The organism is Paucibacter sp. XJ19-41, from assembly GCF_028462495.1.
Taxonomy (GTDB): Bacteria; Pseudomonadota; Gammaproteobacteria; order Burkholderiales; family Burkholderiaceae_C; genus Roseateles_E.
Genome location: NZ_JAQOWX010000096.1, coordinates 1 through 20768, shown reverse-complemented (window position 1 = coordinate 20768; position 20768 = coordinate 1). Strand labels below are relative to the sequence as shown.

22 protein-coding genes and 4 tRNA genes are annotated in these 20768 nt (G+C 67.8%); 10 read left to right on the top strand and 16 right to left on the bottom strand.

Going from position 1 to position 20768, the window contains the following annotated elements:
• The 3 genes from PO768_RS21245 to fur all read left to right on the top strand — a co-directional run.
• Positions 1 to 457 (top strand): ZIP family metal transporter (locus PO768_RS21245; protein WP_272647648.1); only part of this gene is annotated, 457 nt, incomplete at its 5' end.
• Positions 458 to 690: 233 nt separating this feature from the next.
• A complete protein-coding gene (locus PO768_RS21240) occupies positions 691 to 1101 on the top strand; it encodes a hypothetical protein (protein WP_272647647.1) in 411 nt (136 codons plus the stop codon).
• 13 nt (positions 1102 to 1114) lie between these two features.
• Positions 1115 to 1567 (top strand): ferric iron uptake transcriptional regulator, encoded by a 453-nt coding sequence (gene fur, locus PO768_RS21235; protein ID WP_272647646.1) that lies wholly within the window; start codon positions 1115 to 1117, stop codon positions 1565 to 1567.
• 55 nt (positions 1568 to 1622) lie between these two features.
• Here the strand turns inward: fur and PO768_RS21230 are convergent.
• The 7 genes from PO768_RS21230 to PO768_RS21200 form a co-directional block, all read right to left on the bottom strand.
• Positions 1623 to 1697: transfer RNA gene (locus PO768_RS21230), tRNA-Val, on the bottom strand.
• Between the two features lie 70 nt (positions 1698 to 1767).
• Positions 1768 to 1842: transfer RNA gene (locus PO768_RS21225), tRNA-Val, on the bottom strand.
• 70 nt (positions 1843 to 1912) lie between these two features.
• A tRNA-Val gene (locus tag PO768_RS21220) sits at positions 1913 to 1987 on the bottom strand.
• A 70-nt stretch (positions 1988 to 2057) separates the two neighbouring features.
• Positions 2058 to 2132, bottom strand: a tRNA-Val gene (locus PO768_RS21215).
• 79 nt (positions 2133 to 2211) lie between these two features.
• Entirely contained in the window at positions 2212 to 2922 is a 711-nt protein-coding gene (gene dnaQ, locus PO768_RS21210) for a DNA polymerase III subunit epsilon (protein ID WP_272647645.1), read from the bottom strand.
• Between the two features lie 9 nt (positions 2923 to 2931).
• Complete coding sequence (lgt, locus tag PO768_RS21205) at positions 2932 to 3735, bottom strand: prolipoprotein diacylglyceryl transferase (RefSeq protein ID WP_137942009.1); 804 nt, start codon at positions 3733 to 3735, stop codon at positions 2932 to 2934.
• 31 nt (positions 3736 to 3766) lie between these two features.
• Entirely contained in the window at positions 3767 to 4663 is an 897-nt protein-coding gene (locus tag PO768_RS21200) for a LysR family transcriptional regulator (RefSeq protein WP_272647644.1), read from the bottom strand.
• An 89-nt stretch (positions 4664 to 4752) separates the two neighbouring features.
• On the opposite strand from PO768_RS21200, the gene ilvD reads away from it, so the two are divergent.
• Positions 4753 to 6435 (top strand): dihydroxy-acid dehydratase, encoded by a 1683-nt coding sequence (ilvD, locus tag PO768_RS21195; protein ID WP_137942007.1) that lies wholly within the window; start codon positions 4753 to 4755, stop codon positions 6433 to 6435.
• Between the two features lie 26 nt (positions 6436 to 6461).
• Here ilvD and PO768_RS21190 read toward each other — a convergent pair whose 3' ends face one another.
• On the bottom strand, positions 6462 to 6707 hold the full coding sequence (locus PO768_RS21190) for a TIGR04438 family Trp-rich protein (RefSeq protein WP_262970470.1): 246 nt from the start codon (positions 6705 to 6707) through the stop codon (positions 6462 to 6464).
• Between the two features lie 117 nt (positions 6708 to 6824).
• Between PO768_RS21190 and PO768_RS21185 the strand changes: the two genes are divergently transcribed.
• Positions 6825 to 7136, top strand: a complete 312-nt coding sequence (locus PO768_RS21185) for a c-type cytochrome (protein WP_137942005.1) — start codon at positions 6825 to 6827, stop codon at positions 7134 to 7136.
• A 60-nt stretch (positions 7137 to 7196) separates the two neighbouring features.
• Here PO768_RS21185 and PO768_RS21180 read toward each other — a convergent pair whose 3' ends face one another.
• Positions 7197 to 8474 carry a serine hydrolase domain-containing protein gene (locus tag PO768_RS21180; RefSeq protein WP_272647643.1) on the bottom strand — a complete coding sequence of 426 codons (1278 nt, stop codon included), beginning with the start codon at positions 8472 to 8474 and terminating at the stop codon, positions 7197 to 7199.
• Entirely contained in the window at positions 8471 to 10435 is a 1965-nt protein-coding gene (acs, locus tag PO768_RS21175) for an acetate--CoA ligase (RefSeq protein ID WP_272647642.1), read from the bottom strand. Before acs ends, PO768_RS21180 begins: the two co-directional genes overlap by 4 nt.
• A 170-nt stretch (positions 10436 to 10605) precedes the next feature.
• On the opposite strand from acs, the gene PO768_RS21170 reads away from it, so the two are divergent.
• Positions 10606 to 11232 (top strand): TIGR00645 family protein, encoded by a 627-nt coding sequence (locus tag PO768_RS21170; RefSeq protein ID WP_272647641.1) that lies wholly within the window; start codon positions 10606 to 10608, stop codon positions 11230 to 11232.
• 6 nt (positions 11233 to 11238) lie between these two features.
• Here PO768_RS21170 and PO768_RS21165 read toward each other — a convergent pair whose 3' ends face one another.
• From PO768_RS21165 to PO768_RS21140, 6 genes are read right to left on the bottom strand one after another with little or no spacing between them, the layout of a single operon-like run.
• Positions 11239 to 11577, bottom strand: coding sequence for a Na+/H+ antiporter subunit G (locus PO768_RS21165; RefSeq protein ID WP_272647640.1), 339 nt, complete (start codon positions 11575 to 11577; stop codon positions 11239 to 11241).
• 5 nt (positions 11578 to 11582) lie between these two features.
• Positions 11583 to 11870, bottom strand: coding sequence for a K+/H+ antiporter subunit F (locus PO768_RS21160; protein WP_440401859.1), 288 nt, complete (start codon positions 11868 to 11870; stop codon positions 11583 to 11585).
• A complete protein-coding gene (locus PO768_RS21155; RefSeq protein WP_269840286.1) occupies positions 11867 to 12358 on the bottom strand; it encodes a Na+/H+ antiporter subunit E in 492 nt (163 codons plus the stop codon). Before PO768_RS21155 ends, PO768_RS21160 begins: the two co-directional genes overlap by 4 nt.
• Complete coding sequence (locus tag PO768_RS21150) at positions 12358 to 13962, bottom strand: monovalent cation/H+ antiporter subunit D (protein WP_272647639.1); 1605 nt, start codon at positions 13960 to 13962, stop codon at positions 12358 to 12360. Before PO768_RS21150 ends, PO768_RS21155 begins: the two co-directional genes overlap by 1 nt.
• A complete protein-coding gene (locus tag PO768_RS21145) occupies positions 13959 to 14300 on the bottom strand; it encodes a Na+/H+ antiporter subunit C (protein WP_262970735.1) in 342 nt (113 codons plus the stop codon). The genes PO768_RS21150 and PO768_RS21145 overlap by 4 nt, the downstream gene beginning before the upstream one ends.
• A gap of 8 nt (positions 14301 to 14308) precedes the next feature.
• Positions 14309 to 17155, bottom strand: a complete 2847-nt coding sequence (locus tag PO768_RS21140; RefSeq protein WP_272647638.1) for a monovalent cation/H+ antiporter subunit A — start codon at positions 17153 to 17155, stop codon at positions 14309 to 14311.
• 208 nt (positions 17156 to 17363) lie between these two features.
• Between PO768_RS21140 and PO768_RS21135 the strand changes: the two genes are divergently transcribed.
• From PO768_RS21135 to PO768_RS21120, 4 genes are all read left to right on the top strand, one after another.
• The gene (locus PO768_RS21135; RefSeq protein WP_272647637.1) at positions 17364 to 18467 is read left to right on the top strand and encodes an MlaE family ABC transporter permease; all 1104 of its coding nucleotides are present in this window, start codon (positions 17364 to 17366) and stop codon (positions 18465 to 18467) included.
• The gene (locus PO768_RS21130) at positions 18467 to 19240 is read left to right on the top strand and encodes an ABC transporter ATP-binding protein (RefSeq protein ID WP_272647636.1); all 774 of its coding nucleotides are present in this window, start codon (positions 18467 to 18469) and stop codon (positions 19238 to 19240) included. The genes PO768_RS21135 and PO768_RS21130 overlap by 1 nt, the downstream gene beginning before the upstream one ends.
• A complete protein-coding gene (locus PO768_RS21125; protein WP_269840293.1) occupies positions 19230 to 20219 on the top strand; it encodes an MlaD family protein in 990 nt (329 codons plus the stop codon). The genes PO768_RS21130 and PO768_RS21125 overlap by 11 nt, the downstream gene beginning before the upstream one ends.
• Positions 20216 to 20768 (top strand): ABC-type transport auxiliary lipoprotein family protein (locus PO768_RS21120; RefSeq protein ID WP_272647635.1); only part of this gene is annotated, 553 nt, incomplete at its 3' end. The genes PO768_RS21125 and PO768_RS21120, both read left to right, overlap by 4 nt.

Sequence of the window (20768 nt, the reverse complement as noted above, 5' to 3'; positions counted from 1 at the left end):
CGGCGAGCCGCGCCGCGAGCGCGGCCTGTGGCTGTTCGTCATCGCCATCGTGCTGCACAACATCCCCGAGGGCCTGGCCATCGGCGTTGCAGCGGCCGGCACTGACGCGGCCCGCGCCACCGCGCTGGCCACCGGCATCGCGATCCAGGACGTGCCCGAGGGTCTGGTGGTGGCGCTGGCGCTGCAAAGCCTGGGCGTCGGCCGCTGGCGGGCGGCGGGCATCGGCGCGGCCTCGGGGCTGGTGGAGCCGCTGGCCGCCGTGGTTGGTGCCACGCTGCTGGGCCTCAGCGCGGCGCTGCTGCCCTGGGGCCTGGCCTTCGCGGCCGGCGCGATGCTCTTTGTCGTCAGCCACGAGGTCATCCCCGAATCGCACCGCCAGGGCCATGAGCGCCATGCCACGACCGGCCTGCTGATCGGCTTCGTGCTGATGATGGTGCTCGACACCGCCCTGGGATAAGTCAACCAAGCCACAACCATGAACCAAGCCACCCCCAATACCTGGACCCAGCTGACCTTGCAGGGCAACGCGCTGTTCGAGCGCGGCGAGCATCTGCGTGCCATCCTGGCCTACGAGCAGGCGCGCAGCCTCGCGCTGGCCTGCTTCAACGACTGGCCGGACGGCGAGGACGCGGTGGCCGCCGTGGTCGTCAGCACCTTGAACCTGGCCGAGGCNCCTGGACCCAGCTGACCTTGCAGGGCAACGCGCTGTTCGAGCGCGGCGAGCATCTGCGTGCCATCCTGGCCTACGAGCAGGCGCGCAGCCTCGCGCTGGCCTGCTTCAACGACTGGCCGGACGGCGAGGACGCGGTGGCCGCCGTGGTCGTCAGCACCTTGAACCTGGCCGAGGCCCAGGCCCGCGCCGGCGCGCTGGACGAGGCCGCCGAGCTGCTGGCCAGCGTGCACGCCAGCCTGCTGCGGGCCAGCCGCAACAGCGGCCTGCATGTCTCGCTGCGCGAGGCCGCGACGCGACACCTGCGCGAGACCCAGGCCGCGCTGCTGCGCTTCGAGGCCCAGCACGGTGCCCATGCCGAGCTGCAGCGCTGCCTGTGCACGGAATGCTACGCCGAGCTGCATACCAGCCCCGCCCGCACGCTGCACTGAGCCCCTAGCCCGCATGACCGCCGCTTCCGACCATATCGCCGACATCCAGTCGATGGGCCTCAAGGCCACCGTGCCGCGCATCAAGATCCTGCGCATCTTCCAGCGCACCGCCCAGCGCCATCTGAGCGCCGAGGACGTCTACAAGGCCTTGCTGGCCGAGGGTGCCGACATCGGCCTGGCCACCGTCTACCGCGTGCTGATGCAGTTTGCCCAGGCCGGCCTGCTGTCGCGTCATCACTTCGAGCCCGGCAAGGCGGTGTTCGAGCTTGACGAGGGCAGCCACCACGACCATCTGGTCTGCCTGAACTGCGGCCGGGTCGAGGAGTTCGTCGACGAGGAGATCGAGCAGCGCCAGCGCGAGATCGCGCTGCGCCACGGCTTCGAGCTGCAGGATCATGCACTGGCCCTGTATGGCTACTGCTCGGCGCCGCAGTGCCAGGGCACGGGACGGTTGCGGCCGGCATGAGGGCGCGCAGCCCAAGAAAAAAGCCCCCGAAGTCGATGACTTCGGGGGCTTGATCTGGTGGGCGGTGCAGGGTTCGAACCTGCGACCCCTGCCGTGTGAAGGCAGTGCTCTACCGCTGAGCTAACCGCCCGGTATCTGGGGCGCAACGACCGGTTCAGAATGGGTGACCCCGATACGATTGCCGGAGTCATTCAATATTCTGGTGGGCGGTGCAGGGTTCGAACCTGCGACCCCTGCCGTGTGAAGGCAGTGCTCTACCGCTGAGCTAACCGCCCGGTATCTGGGGCGCAACGACCGGTTCAGAATGGGTGACCCCGATACGATTGCCGGAGTCATTCAATATTCTGGTGGGCGGTGCAGGGTTCGAACCTGCGACCCCTGCCGTGTGAAGGCAGTGCTCTACCGCTGAGCTAACCGCCCGGTATCTGGGGCGCAACGACCGGTTCAGAATGGGTGACCCCGATACGATTGCCGGAGTCATTCAATCTTCTGGTGGGCGGTGCAGGGTTCGAACCTGCGACCCCTGCCGTGTGAAGGCAGTGCTCTACCGCTGAGCTAACCGCCCGGTCTGGTCGTTCAACAAACTCTTAGAAGAATTCGTTAACCGGCAAGCCCGCGATTATGCCATGGCTTTATCGTGGAAATCAAGCCGCTTGCCAGATTCTTTTGCCGCCGCTGGCCTTGTCGAGTTCGGCCAGCACCTTGTCATGGGCTTGCAACTCGGCCTCGCTGGCCTGCAGCACCGGCAGCGCGAAACGGCTCAGATCGACCGCCTCGACCCGCAGCTCGCCCGGCTGGTTCGAATGGCTGCTGCCACCCTCGTCGATCACCAGCGAATCCTGCCCGCGGGTCAGGCGGATATAGACCTCGGCCAGCAGCTCGGCATCGAGCAAGGCGCCGTGCAAGGTGCGGCTGGAGTTGTCGACTTCCAGGCGCCGGCACAGCGCGTCCAGCGAATTGGCCTTGCCGGGGAACATATCGCGCGCCATCAGCAAGGTGTCGAGCACGCTGCCGACATGGTCGGTGATCGGCGGCTTCTTCAGGCGCTTGAGTTCGGCATTGACGAAGCCGATGTCGAAAGGCGCGTTGTGGATCACCAGCTGGGCGCCGGCCAGGAAGTCCAGCAGCTGATCGGCCACCTCGGCGAACTTGGGCTTGGTCGAGAGGAAGTCCTCGGTCAGCCCGTGCACCTTCAGCGCTTCCTCGTGGCTGGCGCGCTCGGGGTTGACGTAGATGTGCAGGTTGTTGCCGGTGAGCTGGCGGTTGACCATCTCGACGCAGCCGATTTCAACCAGACGGTCGCCGCCCTCGGCATACAGGCCGGTGGTTTCGGTATCGAAGAAGATTTGACGCATGAAGAAAACTCAGTTGGCTTGGCGGCGGCTGGCCCAGAGCCAGATCAGCACACCGGCCGCAATCATCGGCAGCGACAGCCATTGTCCCTGACTCAGATTGAAAGCCCGCAGGCCCAGGAAGTCGTCCGGCTCGCGGAAGAACTCGGCCAGGAAACGCATCAGCCCATAGCCGATCAGGAAGACGCCGGACACCTGGCCGGTCGCGCGCGGCTTCTTCGCATAGAACCACAGCACGACGAAAAGCAGCAGGCCTTCGCCGAGGAACTGGTAGAGCTGCGAGGGATGGCGCGGCACGCCGCCATCGCCGGCCTGCGGAAAGATCATCGCCCAGGGCAGGCTGGGGTCGGCCGCCCGGCCCCACAGCTCGCCATTGATGAAGTTGCCGATGCGCCCGGCCGCCAGACCGGTGGGCACGCAGGGCGCGATCAGGTCGGTGACCTCGAAGAACTTGCGGCCGCGCAGCCTGGCAAACAGCGCCATCGCGACCAGCACACCGAGCAGACCACCATGAAAGGCCATGCCGCCCTTCCAGACCGCCAGCACCTCGCCGAGGTGGTGCAGGTAGTAGTCGGGCTTGTAGAACAGCACATAGCCCAGCCGCCCGCCCAGCACCACGCCCAGCACGCCGAAGAACAGCAGATCGTCGACATCGCGCTTGGCCCAGCCGGCCGCCGCGAACTGCGGCTGGCGCACTTTCAGATTGGCCAGCCAGAGGAACAGGCCGAAGGCGGCCAGATAGGTCAGGCCGTACCAATGCACGGCCAGCGGGCCGAGGCTGATGGCGATGGGGTCGAACTGGGGGTGGACCAGCATGGCGTAAGCACCTCTTGAAGCAAGCCGCGCATCATAGTGGGCGGGCCAGACATGCCTGGATATGCTGGACAAAGCGGCGCACCGCCGGCCCGGAATCGGGGCGCCAGATCAGGCTGGTCTCGCAGACCGGCACCCTGCCGGCCACGCGCTTGTAGACCACGCCGCTGCGCTGCAAGCCCATCACCGACTCCGGCACCCAGGCCGCGCCCATGCCGGCGGAGACCAGGTTGACGATGGTCTGCATCTGGATCGCCTCCTGGGCGATCACCGGGGCGGCCTGCTGATCGCGGTAGAAGGCCAGCACCCCATCGAACAGCGAGGGCGCTATTTGTCGCGGGAAGATCACCAGCGGCAGCGGCAGGATATCGGCGGCCGCCAGCTGCGCTTTGGCGGCCAGCGCCTCCTCGGCGCTGAGCGCCAGCACCATGGGCTCGCGGGCGATGCCCAGGGCCTCGAAGCCGACCGGCAAGGCGCCCGGCGCATGGATCACGAAGCCGGCGTCCAGATCCTCTCCGGCAAACTGCTGCAGCTGCACATCCAGCGTGGCCTCGCGCAGACTCAGCAGGATGTCGGGCTGCTGCTCGCGGAAAGCGCGCAGCCAGCGCGGCAGCTCGCCGAAACCGACGGTCGAGACAAAGCCCAGGCGCACCCGGCCGCGCTGGCCCTCGGCGGCCGCGCGCACCAGGGTGCCCAGTTGCTCGGCCTCCAGCAGCAGGCGCCGCGCCTGCGGCAGCAAGGCCTCGCCGGCCGGGCTAAGCCGCACCGAGCGGCTGCTGCGCTCGAACAGCGGCGCGCCCAGCGCCTGCTCCAGCTTCTGGATCGCCTGGGTCAGCGGCGGCTGGGTCATGTGCAGGCGCAAGGCCGCCCGGCCGAAGTGCAACTCCTCCGCAACGGCAAGGAACTGGCGCAGGCTTCTGAGCTCAATCATTTCTTCAGTACATATCAATCATCATTGAATAATATATTTGATAAACGATCACCGGCCGCGCAAACTGCAGCAATTCTGAGGAGACACCCATGTCAGCGATCAACCGTCGTTCCAAGAACATCACCGAGGGTGTGGCCCGCGCCCCGAACCGCTCCATGTACTACGGCATGGGCTACCAGGAGAGCGATTTCGGCAAGCCGATGATTGGCATCGCCAACGGCCATTCGACGATCACGCCCTGCAACTCCGGCCTGCAAAAGCTGGCCGATGCCGCCGTGATCGGCCTGAAGGCCGCCGGCGCCAACCCGCAGATCTTCGGCACACCGACCATCTCGGACGGCATGGCCATGGGCACCGAGGGCATGAAGTACTCGCTGGTCTCGCGCGAGGTGATCTCCGACTGCGTGGAGACCTGCGTCGGCGGCCAGTGGCTGGACGGCGTGATGGTGATCGGCGGCTGCGACAAGAACATGCCCGGCGGCATGATGGGCATGCTGCGCGCCAATGTGCCGGCCATCTATATCTACGGCGGCACCATCAAGCCGGGCCACTACAAGGGCCAGGACCTGAACATCGTCAGCGTGTTCGAGGCGGTCGGCCAGTTCAGCGCCGGCAAGATGAGCGAAGAGGACTTCTGCCAGATCGAGAAGCGCGCCATCCCCGGCAGCGGCTCCTGCGGCGGCATGTACACGGCCAACACCATGAGCTCGGCCTTCGAGGCACTGGGCATGAGCCTGCCCTACTCCTCGTCGATGTCCAATGTCGAGGACGAGGTGGTCGAGAACACCAAGCGGGCAGCGAACTATCTGGTCGAGGCCGTCAAGGCCGACCTGAAGCCGCGCGACATCGTCACCAAGAAGGCCATCGAGAATGCGGTCGCCGTCATCATGGCCACCGGCGGCTCGACCAATGCGGTGCTGCATTTCCTGGCCATCGCCCATGCGGCCGAGGTCGAGTGGACCATCGATGACTTCGAGCGCATGCGCAAGAAGATTCCGGTGCTGTGCGACCTGAAGCCCAGCGGCCAGTTCCTGGCGGTGGACCTGCACAAGGCCGGTGGCATCCCGGCCGTGATGAAGGTGCTGCTGAAGGCCGGCCTGCTGCATGGCGACTGCATCACGATCACCGGCAAGACCGTGGCCGAGAACCTGGCCGAGGTGCCCGAGCTGCGCGCCGACCAGGCCGTGATCCGCGACGTCAGCGCGCCGATCTACGCCCAGGGCCATCTGGCCATCCTGAAGGGCAATCTCTCGCCCGAGGGCGCGGTCGCCAAGATCACCGGCCTGAAGACCCCGGTGATGACCGGCCCGGCCCGGGTCTTCGAGGACGAGCAATCGGCCCTGGCCGCCATCATGGCCAACAAGATCGTGGCCGGCGACATCATGGTGCTGCGTTATCTGGGCCCCAAGGGCGGCCCGGGCATGCCCGAGATGCTGGCCCCGACCGGCGCGCTGATCGGCCAGGGTCTGGGCGAGAGCGTGGGCCTGATCACCGACGGCCGCTTCTCCGGCGGCACCTGGGGCATGGTGGTCGGCCATGTGGCGCCCGAGGCGTTTGAGGGCGGTGTGATCGCGCTGGTGCAGGAAGGCGACAGCATCACGATCGACGCCCACCAGCTCAAGCTGGAGCTGCATGTGGATGCCGCCGAGCTGGCGCGCCGCAAGACGCTGTGGAAGCAGCCGGCGCCGCGCTACACCCGCGGTGTGCTGGCCAAGTTCGCGAAGACCGCGTCGAGCGCCAGCTCCGGTGCGGTGCTCGACCTGTTCGAGTAAAGAAGTGTAGAAAAAAGCGGCGCCGGCTATTTGCGGCGCTGCTTCTCGCTCTGGCCCAGCGCTTCGAGCGAGCGCTCGCGGCGCGCTTCCTTGCGCTGGTCCATGCGCTGCATGGCCTTTTTCTGCGTGTAGCCGCTGGCATCGGCCCAGAGCCACCACAGCACGGCCAGGCCGAAGGGCGCCAGCACCCAGAGCCAGCTCCACTCGCTGACCGGCGCCACGCCCACCAGCTTGAGCAGCAAGAGCACGACACCGACGGCCATCAACAACATCACACGACTCCTTTGATCCATGCCGCCCCATAAAATCGCTGGCGGGGCTATGCTGTCAGCACTGTAGTGCAGATTGCACCGACCAGCCCTTAGAGATTGTTGAGCCGAAAGGAAACCATGAAGTCCTCTCTGATTGCCCTGGCCACGCTGGCCGCCACCCTGGCCGCCCCGGCCGCTTTTGCCAACGCCGAACTGGCACAGAAGAAGAACTGCATGGCCTGCCATGCGACCGACAAGAAGCTGGTCGGCCCGTCCTACAAGGACGTCGCGGCCAAGTACGCCAAGGACAAGGACGCCGTCAAGAAGCTGGCCGAAAAGATCATCAAGGGCGGCTCCGGCGTCTGGGGCCCTGTGCCCATGCCCGCCAATGCCCAGGTCAATCCGGCCGAGGCCGAGGAGCTGGCCAAGTGGGTGATGACGGTCAAGTGATCGTCGTCCAAGCGTCATGAAAAAAGCCCCGCACTGCGGGGCTTTGTTTTTGAAGCCTGTCTAGACCGGAAACAGCTCGCGGATCCGCCCCTCGGCATCGGTCCAGCGCAGACAACCGGCCGTGCTCGCCTCCAGCGTCTCGGGCAGCACCAGACTGACAGCCGCGGCAGCGGCATCGTCGGCCCGGAACAGCGGACAGCACATCGTGACCCCATAACGCCGCGTGCTGCGCAGGCTGACCGTGCCGCCGTGGCGCAGGATCTCCAGCACCGAGCCATCCTCGGCCCGGTAGCGGCCGCTGGCGAAGACGGCAGGCGCGGTCGCGCTGGGCCTCAGCAGCGCTGCCGGCTGGTCGCCGGCCGCAAGCTGGGCCAGCTCGCGTGCCAGTCGCTCGACCGGCAGCCCGAAGGCATTGGCCAGTACCACGACCGCGCCGCCGCCTGGCAGCACACTCATATAGGCGAAGAAGCCGTTGACATCGCCGAAATGCTGGGCCAGCCGCCGCTCACGCCCAGCCAGCGTCCAGCGACCGACGCAAAAACCGCAGGCCATGTCGCGCTCCTCGACATCCAGCATCAACGCGGTGGAGCGGGCCGACAGCACCAGCCCGGCCTGCAACGCCACCAGCCAGCGCCCGATATCGCCGGCCGTGGCGACCAGATCGAACACCCCCCAGGCCACGCTCATGTCCATCGGCTCGGCATAAGCCCAACTGCCGTCGTGATGCAGGCCGCGGGCGGCGTCGGTGATCAGGCGGCGGCCATCGTCGACGACCAGGCTGCTCAGGCCCAGCGGCTCGAACAGGCGCTCGCGGCGATAGCTGTCGAAGTCCTGGCCGGCGAGCTGTTCGACGATGGCGGCCAGCAGCAGATAGCCGGTATTGCTATAGGTCTCGCCGCTATCGGGTGGAGCGACCGGCGGCAGCGCGCCGGCCCAGGCGATCAGCTCGGCCGGCTGTTGCGGCAGGCGCATGCGCAGCGGCCAGTAGTCCGGCGCGGCGGTGAAGTTGGCCAGGCCGGCACGATGCCGCAGTAGCTGCAGCACCGTGATCTCGCGGGCGTTCGGCAGCGTCGGAAGGAAGCGCGCCAGCGGCGTGTCCAGCGCCAGATGGCCGGCATCGACGAGCTGCAGCACTGCGGCCGCGGTAAAGCTTTTGCTCAAGGAACCGATCCGGTAGCGCGTCTGCGCACCGTTCGCAATGCCGTGGGCAGGATCAGCCAGCCCGCCCGAGGCCTCGACCACCCTGCCATCCGGCGCGAACAACGCGACGCTGCCCTGCAGACAGCCGCGCCGGCGCCAGGACTCCAGATGGGCGAGAACGCGCTGCTCGGTGCTCAATAGGCCTGCCCCAACTGCTCAAGAATCGCGGGATTTTCCAGCGTCGAGGTGTCCTGCGTGACGCTCTCGCCCTTGGCCACCGAGCGCAGCAGGCGGCGCATGATCTTGCCGCTGCGGGTCTTGGGTAGGTTGTCGCCGAAGCGGATGTCCTTGGGCTTGGCGATCGGGCCGATCTCCTTGGCCACATGGTCGCGCAGCTGCTTGGCGATGGCCTTGGCCTCGTCGCCGCTCGGGCGCGGGCGCTTGAGCACGACAAAGGCGCAGATCGCCTCGCCAGTGGTGTCGTCCGGGCGGCCGACCACCGCGGCCTCGGCCACTAGCTCGGTGCAGCTGACCAGGGCCGATTCGATTTCCATCGTGCCCATGCGGTGGCCGGACACGTTCAGGACATCGTCGATACGACCGGTGATCGTGAAGTAGCCGGTTTCGGCATCGCGGATCGCACCGTCGCCCGCCAGGTAATAGCCCTTGAGCTCGGCCGGGTAGTAGCTCTTCTTGAAGCGCTCCGGGTCGCCCCAGATGGTGCGGATCATCGAGGGCCAGGGCTTCTTGACGACCAGGATGCCGCCCTGCCCGTTGGGCACGTCGTTGCCCAGCTCGTCGACGATGGCGGCCGTGATGCCCGGGAAGGGCAAGGTGCAGGAGCCCGGCACCAGCGGTGTGGCGCCCGGCAGCGGCGTGATCATGTGGCCGCCGGTCTCGGTCTGCCAGAAGGTGTCGACGATGGGGCAGCGGCCGCCGCCGATGTTCGCGTGGTACCACTCCCAGGCGGCGGGGTTGATCGGCTCGCCGACCGAGCCGAGCAGGCGCAGGCTGCTCAGGTCATAACGCTTCGGGTGCACGGCCTCGTTGCTCTCGGCCGCCTTGATCAGCGAGCGGATCGCGGTGGGCGCGGTGTAGAAGATCGTGACCTTGTGTTTCTCGATCATCTGCCAGAAGCGGCCGGCATCCGGGAAGGTCGGGATGCTCTCGAACACGATCTCGGTGCCGCCCAGGGCCAGCGGGCCATAGGTGATATAGGTGTGGCCGGTGACCCAGCCGATGTCGGCGGTGCACCAGAAGATGTCGTCGGGCTTCAGATCGAAGGTCCACTTGGTCGTCAGCGCCGCATGCAGCAGATAGCCGCCGGTGCTGTGCTGCACGCCCTTGGGCTTGCCGGTCGAGCCCGAGGTGTAGAGCAGGAACAGCGGGTGCTCGGCCTCGACCCACTCGGGCGCGCAGTCGCTGGACTGGCCCGCCACGATCTCGTGCAGCCACTGGTCGCGGCCGGCAACCCAGCCGATCGCGCCGCCGGTGCGCTTGTAGACGATCACATCCTTCAGGCTCGGACAGCTGTTGTCGGCCAGGGCCTCGTCGACGATGGCCTTCAGCGGCAGCGCCTTGCCGCCGCGCTGCTGTTCGTCGGCGGTGATCAGCATCACCGCGCCGGCATCCTGGATGCGATCGCGCAGGCTCTGCGCCGAGAAGCCGCCGAACACCACCGAGTGCGTCGCGCCGATGCGGGCGCAGGCCTGCATCGCGGCCACTCCCTCGACCGACATCGGCATATAGATGACGACCCGGTCGCCCTTCTTGACGCCACGGCTCTTCAGCGCATTGGCCAGCTGGGACACGCGGGCCAGCAACTCGCTGTAACTGACCTTGGTGACATCGCCGTTGTCGGCCTCGAAAATGATCGCGGTCTTGTCGCCCAGGCCGGCCTCGATATTGCGGTCCAGGCAGTTGTAGGAGACGTTGAGCCGGCCGTCCTCGAACCACTTGAAGAACGGCGCCTCGCTGTCATTGAGCACCTGGGTGAAGGGCGTCTGCCAGCTGATCAGCTCGCGCGCCTGGCGGGCCCAGAAGCCCTGGTAATCGGCCTCGGCCTCGGCCACCAGGGCCTGGTAGCCGGCCATGCCTTTGACATGGGCCTGGGCCTGCCAGTCGGCGCTGGGCAGGTATTGCTTGTGACTCTGTGTCATCGCTATGTCTCCTCGGGCATCCAAGATCGCTGATCGCTGGATCAGGACTGTGCGTGCAGTCTCTGACGAAGCGCTTACTCTAACCCCGTAACCGGGCGTGATCGGCCCGCGATGCGGGTTCACCCCGGGGCCCTAGAATCGCCCGCTACCGAACCCTTGAGCCGTCCCCCATGAGCACACGCCGTCTGCGCCCCCGGCCCAATCTGATCTTTGCCAGCCGCGGGCTGCAGCTGCCGCTCTACCTGGGCCTGATCCTGGCCCAGGGCGTCTATGTCTTCCAGTTCTGGACCGAGCTGGTGCACCTGATCGAGGCGGCCTTCGGCAACCAGGACGCGCTGGCCATGCTGGTCAAGAGCATTGGCTACAAGGCCACCGTGATCAAGGATGCGGCCGGCGTGGTGACCGGTTACGAGCCGATCGCCAAGCTCAATGAAACCATTCTGATGCTGGTCGTGCTGGGCCTGATCGACGTCGTGATGATCTCCAATCTGCTGATCATGGTGATCATCGGCGGCTACGAGACCTTTGTCTCGCGCATGGGCCTGGAAGACCACCCCGATCAGCCCGAGTGGTTGAGCCATGTCAATGCCTCGGTGCTGAAGGTCAAGCTGGCCACCGCCATCATCGGCATCTCGTCGATCCATCTGCTGAAGACCTTCATCAATGCCGACAACTACACCGAGAAGACCTTGATGTGGCAGACCCTGATCCACATCGCCTTCCTGTTCTCGGCCATCGCGATCGCCTACACCGACAAGCTGCTCAACGCCAATCACAGCGCCTCGGGCAAGCACTGACCCCGCTCAGGGCTGCGGCTGATCGGCCGGCAGCTCGGCCTTGGACGGTTGGCGCTGATGCAGCGCCGCCTTGGCCAGCAGATTGGCCGAGACCGGCGCGGTGATGAAGATGAACAGCGTGATCAGCAGCTCGTGCAGGCCGTGATCACCCTGGGCCCAGTGGATCACCAGGCTGGCCAGCAGCACGCCGCCAACGCCCAGCGTGCTGGCCTTGGTCGGCGCATGCAGGCGCATGAAGAAGTCCGGGAAGCGCAGCAGGCCGATCGCGCCCACCAGCGAAAACACCCCGCCTATCACCAGCAGTGCGGCGACCAGGGCTTGCAAGGTCCAATGCAGCTCGTTCATCGTCATCACTCCATCACATCGCCACGACTCAGATAGCGCGCCAGCGCCACGGTCGAGGCAAAGCCCAGCAGCGCGATCAGCAGCGCCGCTTCGAACAGCAGCTCGCTGGCCTGGCGTATGCCCATCAAGATCACCAGGCCCAGCGCGTTGACATACAGGGTGTCCAGCGCCAGCACGCGGTCGGTGGTCGTCGGCCCCTTCAGCAAGCGCCAGCCGCACAGCAGCAGGGCCAGGCCGACGGCCGCGCTCGCGAAGTCCAGCGCCCAGGCGATCAGAGGCAGGTGTTCCATCATGCGAAGATCTCCAGCAGCGGCCGCTCGTAGCGCGATTTGATTTCGGCGGCCAGCGCGAGCGGGTCGCTGCAGTCCAGTGCATGGACCAGGATCTCGTGGCGCTCTTCATCGACCACGCAGGACACCGTGCCCGGCGTCATCGTGATGATGGAAGCCATCAGCGAGATCGCGCCCGGCTGGCGCAGCGCCAGCGGCACCGGCACCCAGGCCGGCTGCGGGCGGGCCGCCGGCGACAGCACCAGACGCGCCACCACCAGATTGGACATCACGATGTCCCACAGCACGATGAACACCAGACGCAGCGCCAGGCCGGGCTTGCGAAGGCGCAGCGCCGGCCCCAGAAAGCCCAGCAGCAAACGCGGCAGCAGCAGGCCCAGCAGGGCGGCGGTGATCAGCTGCGGCAGGGCCAGGCTTTGCTGCAGCAGCAGCCAGACCGCCGCCAGCAGCAGCGACAGCAGCGGGTGGCTCAGCCATTTCTTGTCAGGCATCAGCGGGCCTCCTTGGGCTTGTCGATCCGATAGGGTCGGGTCGTCTGCGCCGCCGCCCCGCCCTGCTCGCCCAGCACCGCCTGGGCATAGGCGGCCCGGTCCATCAGCTGCAGCGCCGCCGCCTCGGTATAGCGCTGGATCGGCGCGGCCGCCACGCTCATCAGCACACTGGCGCCCAGCAAGGCGCAGGTGGCCAGCACCAGCTTGGGGCTGCTGCCCGAGTGGCCGCCATCGGGCAGGTCACTGCGCACATGCCAGAACAGGATGCTGCCGGCGCGCGCCAGGCCCACCAGCGTGAAAAAGCCCACCCCCAGCACCACGGCCCAGAAGCCGACGACCCAGGCATGGCCGCTGGCAGCCTCCAGCAGCATCAGCTTGCCGATGAAGCCCGGCAGCGGCGGCAGACCGGCGGTCGAGGCCGCCGCCAGCAACATCATCAGGCCCAGCAGGGTCGGCTGGGCCAGCGGCGAGGCCGGCACCAGCTGACCCTCGGCATCGCCGCGCTGCGCCGCCACCAGCTCGGCCAGCAGGAACAGCGCCGCGATCACCAGCGTGCTGTTGAGCATGTAATAAAAGGCCGCGCCCCAGGCCGCCGCGCCGTAAAGCCCCAGGCCCGCCAGCACGGTGCCGACCGAGGCCACCGTCAGCCAGGCCACCAGGCGCGCCAGCGTGCGAGCCGACAAGGCGCCCATCACGCCGACCGCGCTGGTGGCCAGCGCCAGCGGCAGCAGCACCGGCTCCACCGTCAGCGCCGTGGCGCCGCCGCTGTCGCCGAACACCACGCCATGCACGCGCACGATGGCATACACCCCCACCTTGGTCATGATGGCAAACAGCGCCGCCACCGGCGGGCTGGCCGCCGCGTAGGTGGCCGGCAGCCACATCGCCAGCGGCATCAGCGCGGCCTTGAAGCCGAACACAACCAGCAGCAGCAGCGCGCCGACCCGCAGCACGGCGGCATCTGGCGCGCCCACCTGGGGCACGCGCAGCGCCAGATCGGCCAGGTTCAAGGTGCCGGTCTTCGCATAGATCAGGGCCACGCCGATCAGGAACAGCGCCGAGGCCGCCAGGTTCAGCACCACATAGTGCAGGCCGACCCGGAAGCGCTCGCGCCCCTGGCCATGCACCATCAGCACATAGCTGGCGATCAGCAGCACCTCGAAGAATACAAAGAGATTGAACAGATCGCCGGTCACGAAGGCGCCATACAGCCCCATCAGCTGGAACTGGAACAGCACATGGAAGTAGCGGCCATGGGCGTCCCAGCCGCCGCTGGCATACCAGAGCACCGGCAAGGCCACACAAGCCCCCAGCAAGAGCATCATCGCGCCGAGCCGGTCCACCAGCACCATGATGCCGAAGGGCGCCGGCCAGTCACCGACCCGGTAGGCGATCAACTCACCGCCCGCAGCCCGCTGCACCAGCGCGGCCGCGATCAGCAGGCCCAGCGCGGTCGAGGCCAGCGCCAGGCGGCGCGCCCACAAGAGCTTGTGGTGGCCGTGACCGGCATCACCACCATGGTCCCCCAGCAGCAATAGCAGCACGGCGGTGGCGGCCGGCAGCAGCACCGGCAGTATCGGCAGATGCAGATCGATCCAGCTCATCGCGACCCGCCTTTCGCGTCGGGTCGCGCATCGACGTGGTCGCTGTCATTCTCATGCCGGCTGCGCAAGGCCAGCTCGATCACGAAGCCGGTGGTCGCAAAGCCGATCACGATGGCCGTCAGCACCAGGGCCTGGGGCAAGGGGTCGGCCACGGCCGTCCCCTCGCTGAGGATGGGCGGCACGGCGCTCCACAGCCGCCCCATCGCGAAGATGAAGACATTGACCGCATAGCCGATCAGGCTCAGGCCCAGCACCACCGAGAAACTGCGCCCGCGCAGCAGCAGATAAATGCCGCAGGCGGTGACCCAGCCGATGCCGCTGGCCAGCAGAAATTCCATCGAGATCGTCATGCCCTCGCCCCTCGCGCACTGGCCGTGCCGCTTGCCTTGCTCGCCGCGCCCAGCACCGACAGCATCAGCAGCGTCGACCCCACCACGGTGATATAGACCCCCAAGTCGAACAGCGCCGCCGTGGCCAGCGGCAGCTCACCGAGCAGCGGTACCGTGGGGTGGCCATGGGCGCTGCTCAGGAAGGGCCGGCCAAACAGCCAGGCGCCGACACCGGTCAGCCAGGCAATGCCCAGGCCCGCGCCTATCCAGCGCACAAAGCGCCGCCCGCCCCCGGCGCGCAGCAGGCTCTCGGCGCGCTGCTGGCCCTGGGCCATGTATTGCAGCAGCAGGGCCACCGCGGTGACCAGGCCGGCGACAAAGCCGCCGCCCGGCAGGTTGTGGCCGCGCCAGAAGATATAGGCCGACAGCAGCAGGGCCAGCGGCAGCACCAGGCGCGCGACCACCCGCAGCATCAGCGGCTCGCGCGCATAGCTCCAGGGCCGGCCCTCGGTATCGGCCTTGGGCTTGGCGACCCGAAATCCGTCCAGCAGGGCCAGCACACCCACCGCCGCAATGCCCAGCACGGTGATCTCGCCGAAGGTGTCATAGCCGCGGAAGTCCACCAGGATCACATTGACCGCATTCGTGCCGCCGCCGCCCGGTAGCGACTGCTCCAGGAAATACCACGAGATCGAGTCGTGGTTGCGGGTCAGCATCAGCCAGGCCAGCCAGCCGATGCCGCCGCCGCCGGCGATGGCCAGCAAGGCATCGCGGCCGCGCCGCAGCCGGCTCGATTCGACCGGACTGAGCTGCGGCAGCAAGGCCAGGCCCATCAGCAGCAGCGCGGTCGAGACCACATCAACCGAGAGCTGGGTCAGCGCCAGATCGGGCGCCGACAGCGCCAGAAAAGCCAGCGAGCAGATCAGGCCCACACCGCCCACCAGCACCACCGCGACAAAGCGCTGGCGCTGCATCACCAGCAGGGCCGCGCCCAGCACGATCAGCAGCAGCCACACCCCCACCGCCAGCGGCGGCGCGGCCAGCAGCTCGCGCTCGCCCATGCCCAGGTTCTGGCTCAGGTTCTGACCCAGCATCGGCCAGACCGACAGGCCCACCGCCAACGCCACCATCCAGGCTGCATAGCGCTGCAGCGACCCGTTTTCCAGCAGCGCGGTGCCGCGCCCGGCCAAGCCGATCAGCCCGTCAATGAGGGCATGGAACAAGACCTTGGCGCTGAAGGGCCCCGGCAGATAGCGGTGCAGACGCCCGCCATGGCTGAGCCCGAAATACAGCAGCGCGCCACCAGCCACAGCGACCGCACTCATCAACAGCGGAATATTGAAGCCGTGCCACAGCGCGAAGCGGAACTCCGGCGCCGGTGCGCCCAGCATGCTGCTTGCCGCCAGTTGCACCAGCGGGCCGGCAATCCACATCGGCGCCAGGCCTACGGCCACACAGATCGCGACCAGCAGCGCCACCGGCGCCTTCATGCCCAGCGGCGGCTCATGCGGATGCGGGTTCGGCAAGTCCCGCGCCGGACCGTTGAAGAACACATCGTGGACCAGGCGCAGCGAATAGGCCACCGAGCACAGCCCGCCCAGCGTGGCCAGCAGCGGAATCGCCCAGGACAGCGGACCCCAGAAATCGGCCTGCAGGGCCTGGTCCAGCATCAGCTCCTTGGACAGAAAGCCGTTGAACGGCGGCAGGCCGGCCATCGAAGCCGCCGCCAGCAGCGCCAGGCTGCCGACCCAGGGCATGGCTTTCATCAGGCCGCCGAGCCGGCGCATATCACGGGTGCCGCACTCGTGGTCGACGATGCCCGCCGTCATGAACAGCGCGGCCTTGAAGCTGGCGTGGTTCAGGATATGGAACACCGCGACCACCGCCGACATCGGCGAGCCCAGGCCGATCAGAAAGGTGATGAAGCCCAGATGGCTGATGGTCGAGTAGGCCAGCAAGCCCTTCAGGTCATGCTTGAAGAGGGCCACGAAGGCGGCGAACACCATGGTCGCGAGGCCCACCGAGGCCACCACCGTCTCGAACAGCGCCGAGCCACTGCCGATCACCGGGTACAGCCGCATCATCAGGAACAGGCCGGCCTTGACCATGGTCGCCGAATGCAGATAGGCCGAGACCGGCGTCGGTGCCGCCATCGCCTCGGGCAGCCAGAAGTGAAACGGCAGCTGGGCGCTCTTGCTGAAACAGCCCCCCAGAATCAGGGCCAGCGCCAGCGAATAGCGAGAGTCGGCCTGCACCAGCGCGCCCTTGTCGAGCATCTGAGAGAGCTCGTAAGTGCCGGCGATCTGGCCCAGCACGATGACGCCGGCCAGCAGGGCCAGGCCGCCGCCGCCGGTCACCGCCAACGCCATGCGCGCGCCCTGGCGCGCCTCCTCCTTGTGGCCCCAGTAACCCACCAGCAGAAAGGACGAGATGCTGGTCAGCTCCCAGAACACCACCAGCAGCAGCAGGTTGTCACTCAGCGCGATGCCCAGCATCGCCGCCATGAAGAGCATCAAGAGGCTGTAGAACTTGCCGGCCGGGTCCTCGCGGTGCAGGTAGTAGGCGCCGTAGAGCACGATCAGCAGGCCGATGCCGGTGATCAGGCCGGCGAACAGCAGGGCCAGGCCGTCGAGCCGCAAGCCGATATTCAGGCCTATGGCCGGCACCCATTCGGCAAAGCCCAGCAAGACCTGACCCTCGAACACGGCCGGTGCGGCCGAGACGAGCAGGCCCAGCGCGGCGGCGGTGATCAGGCCGGCGGCCCAGGCCGGGGCCTGACGGAAGGAACTGGCACGGCCCAGCCAGAAGCACAGGCCGGTACCGAGAAGAAGCGGAAGCAGGACAACCGTGGCGAGCAGGTTCATCGTGTCGTCAGAGTGGGTGGCTGGGGCGGTTCTCGGCAAGACCTGCCCCGGGACGCTCTAGGCGCGCGCGATCAATCAAAAGCGGACGATTGTAGGAGACGACGAGAATCGGCCGTAGGACGCGCCGAGAACCGGCCTTCCTTCATTCGGGGTTCATGCCCCTGGGCTATGCTGACAGCCTCTCGTCTTCCGGCCCTCCCCTTCACGCATGCCCACCAGCCCCTGGTACACCCTGGACACCGCCGAGCCGCAGCCACGGCTGGCGCTGCGCGGTGCCTGGCGCATGGTGCATCTGGCCGAGATCGAGCAGGCCTTGCGTGAGCTGCACGAGTTGCCCGAGGCGCTGAGCGTCGATGCGGCCGAGCTGGCCGAGATCGACTCGGCCGCCGCGCTGGTGCTGCTGCGCGCCCTGCCCCCGCAAGCGCGCTGGCAGGGCCTGGCCGAGGTGCAGGCGCGCATCATCGAGCGGGTGCGCGAGCATCTGCAGGCAGCCAGTCCGCCGGCGGCGGCGCCCGCGCCGACGGTGCTGGCCCAGCTCGGTCGCCAGACCCTGGCCCTGCGCGCGCTGCTGCTGGGCCATCTGAACTTCTTCGGCGCCACGATGGTGGCGCTGGGCGAGGCGCTGCGGCGTCCGAAGCTGTTGCGCCTGCGCGAGCTGACCGTGCAGGTCGAGCAGACGGGGCTCAATGCCGTGCCAGTCGTGGCCCTGGTGACCCTGCTGATCGGCGTCGTGATCGCCTATCTGCTGGGTCTGCAGGCCGAGCAGTACGGGGCCAATATCTTTGTCGTCGACGGCGTCGCCATCGGCGCGACGCGCGAGTTCGCGCCCATCATCGTCGCGGTCATCGTCGCCGGCCGCTCCGGCGCCTCCTTCACCGCCCAGCTCGGCGCGATGCGGCTGACCGAAGAAACCGATGCGATCCAGACCCTGGGCCTGTCGACCATGCAGGTGCTGGTGCTGCCGCGCGTGCTGGCCCTGATGCTGGTGCTGCCGCTGCTGGTCTTTGTCGGCGATGTGATGAGCATCCTCGGCGCAATGGCCATCGCCGATCCGATGCTGGGCATCACGCCAGGCGCCTTTCTGGCGCGGCTGCGCGAGTCGCTGGACCTGCGCCATGTGCTGGTGGGCCTGTCCAAGGCGCCGGTGTTCGCGCTGGTGATCGCGGTGATCGGCGCCCGCATGGGCATGACGGTGGGCAAGGACACTCGCGCGGTCGGCGCGGCCACCACCTCGACCGTGGTGCAGGGCATCGTCGCGGTGATATTGCTGGACGCCGGCTTTGCCATCCTCTTGCAGAGCCTGGGCTGGTGATGGCGAGCGAGCCCGTCATCGAAGTCCGCGACATCGTCACCCGCTTTGGCGCGCAGACGGTGCACGAAGGCGTCAGCTTCACGGTCGAGCGCGGCACCCTGGTCGGCATGATTGGCGCCAGCGGCACCGGCAAGTCGGTGCTGCTGCGCGAGATGATAGGCCTGCAGCGGCCGACGGCCGGCCAGGTGCGGCTGCTGGGCACCGAGATGTGGAATGCGCCAGCCGATGAGCTGGCCGCCGTGCGGCGGCGCTTCGGCATGATGTTCCAGGACGGCGCGCTGTTCTCCTCGCTGACGGTGGCGCAGAACATCGCGGTGCCGCTGACCGAGCACACGACGCTGGACCCCGCCACCATCACCGCCCTGGTCGCGCTGCGCCTGCACCAGGCCGGTCTGCCGCCGGAGGCCGGGGCCAAGATGCCCAGCGAGCTCTCGGGCGGCATGCGCAAGCGCGCGGCGCTGGCCCGCGCGATCGCGCTGGAGCCCGAGATCCTGTTCCTGGACGAGCCGACCTCCGGGCTGGACCCGATCACCGCGCGCGCCTTCGACCGCCTGGTGCGCTCCCTGGTCGATGATCTGGGCCTGACGGTCTTTCTCGTCACCCATGATCTGGACACCTTGCTGGGCTCGGTCGACCGGCTGATCGCGCTGGCCCGATCCAAGGTGCTGGCCGATGGGCCGGTACAGCAGGTGATGGCCATCGATGACGAATGGCTGCGCGAGTATTTCTCGGCACGGCTTACTGTTGAAGGAGCAAAAGACAATGGAAGCTGAAGCCCGCTACACCCGGGTCGGCGCGATCGTGCTGGCCCTGCTGGCGGCCCTGATCGTCGCGGTGCTGTGGCTCAGCAAGGTCGGCGGCCAGGGCGATTTCAAGCGCTATGCGATCCACTTCGAGCAGCAGGCGCTGGACGGCCTGCAGGTCGGCGCCGATGTCTCGCTGCGCGGCATCAAGATCGGCCGGGTCGAGGACTATTCGCTGGCCACCAGCAAGTTCAACCGGGTGCGGGTCGAGCTACGGGTCGACGGCCGCGCGCCGGTATTGACCAACACCGTGGCCGTCGTGACCCGCAACTTCGTCACCGGCATCGCCGCGATCACGCTGATCACGCCCGAGCCGCCCGGCGAGCCGCTGGTGCAGGTGGCCGAGGGCGAGACCGTCCCGCTGATCAAGGAAGGCCGCTCCGATCTGGATGTGATCACCGGCCGGGTCCAGCAGGTCGGCGAGATGGCAGCGACGACGCTGTCCAGCGTCAACCAGCTGCTCAGCAGCGAGAACCGTGACGAGGTGATGGCGACGATACGCAATCTGCGCCAGCTCTCGCAAGGCCTGAACAGCCGGCTCGGCGCACTGGATCGCACGCTGGCGCAGACCGGCGCGGCGGCCGAGAGCGTGGGCCAGGCCGCCACCCAGCTGAGCGGCTCGGGCGAGCGCATCACCGCGGTGGTCGAGCGCATGGGCAGCCGCCTGGACGGCACGCTGACCGAGACCGAGCGCACCCTGGTCGAGGCGCGCCAGGCGCTCAACCAGGCGGCCAAGGCGGTCGAGGCGTTGCAGACCCAGTCGGTCGCGACCGCGCGCCGGCTCGAGGACACGGCCAGCGGCGTCGACGACCAGCTGAGCGTGGCGATGTCCGAGCTGCGCCTGTCGATCGACGCGGCCACCCGCGTGTTCGACCGCCTGCGCGATCCGCGCGCGGCCCTGCTGGGGCCGAGCGCACAACAACTCGGCCCCGGAGAGAAAAAGCCATGAGCGCCACCCATGAAGAAGGCCATCTGCGGCGCCGGCTGCTGCTGGGCCTGGGCCTGTCGCCGCTGCTGAGCGCCTGCGTCTCGGTGGGCGGCGGCGATGCGCCCTTGCAGGCCCTGTACCGACTGCATGACGAGGGCGCCGGCAGTGCCGAACGACTGCCCGCCCCGCTGGTCGGCGCGCTGCTGATCCAGCAGTTGCCGGCCAATGCGATGGCCGACACGGTGTCGATGGCCTACTCGAAGCGAGCCCATGAGTTCGCCTTCTACCAGCAGGGCAGCTGGGTCGAACAGCCGGTGCGCCAGGTGCCGCGCCTGCTGCAACAGCGCCTGGAGGCGCGCGGCATTGCCGGCGCGGTGGGCCTGCTGGGCGACCCGATGCGCGCCGACTGGCTGCTGACCGTGGGCATCTCCAGCCTGCATCACGAGGTCGGCAGCGAGCCCGGCAGCGCGAAGCTGGCGCTGACCCTGGAGCTGTTCGACCGCCGCAGCCGCCAGCGCGTCGCGCGCCGGCGCTTCGACGCCGAGGTGCCCGCCAGGAGCGCCAGCGCCG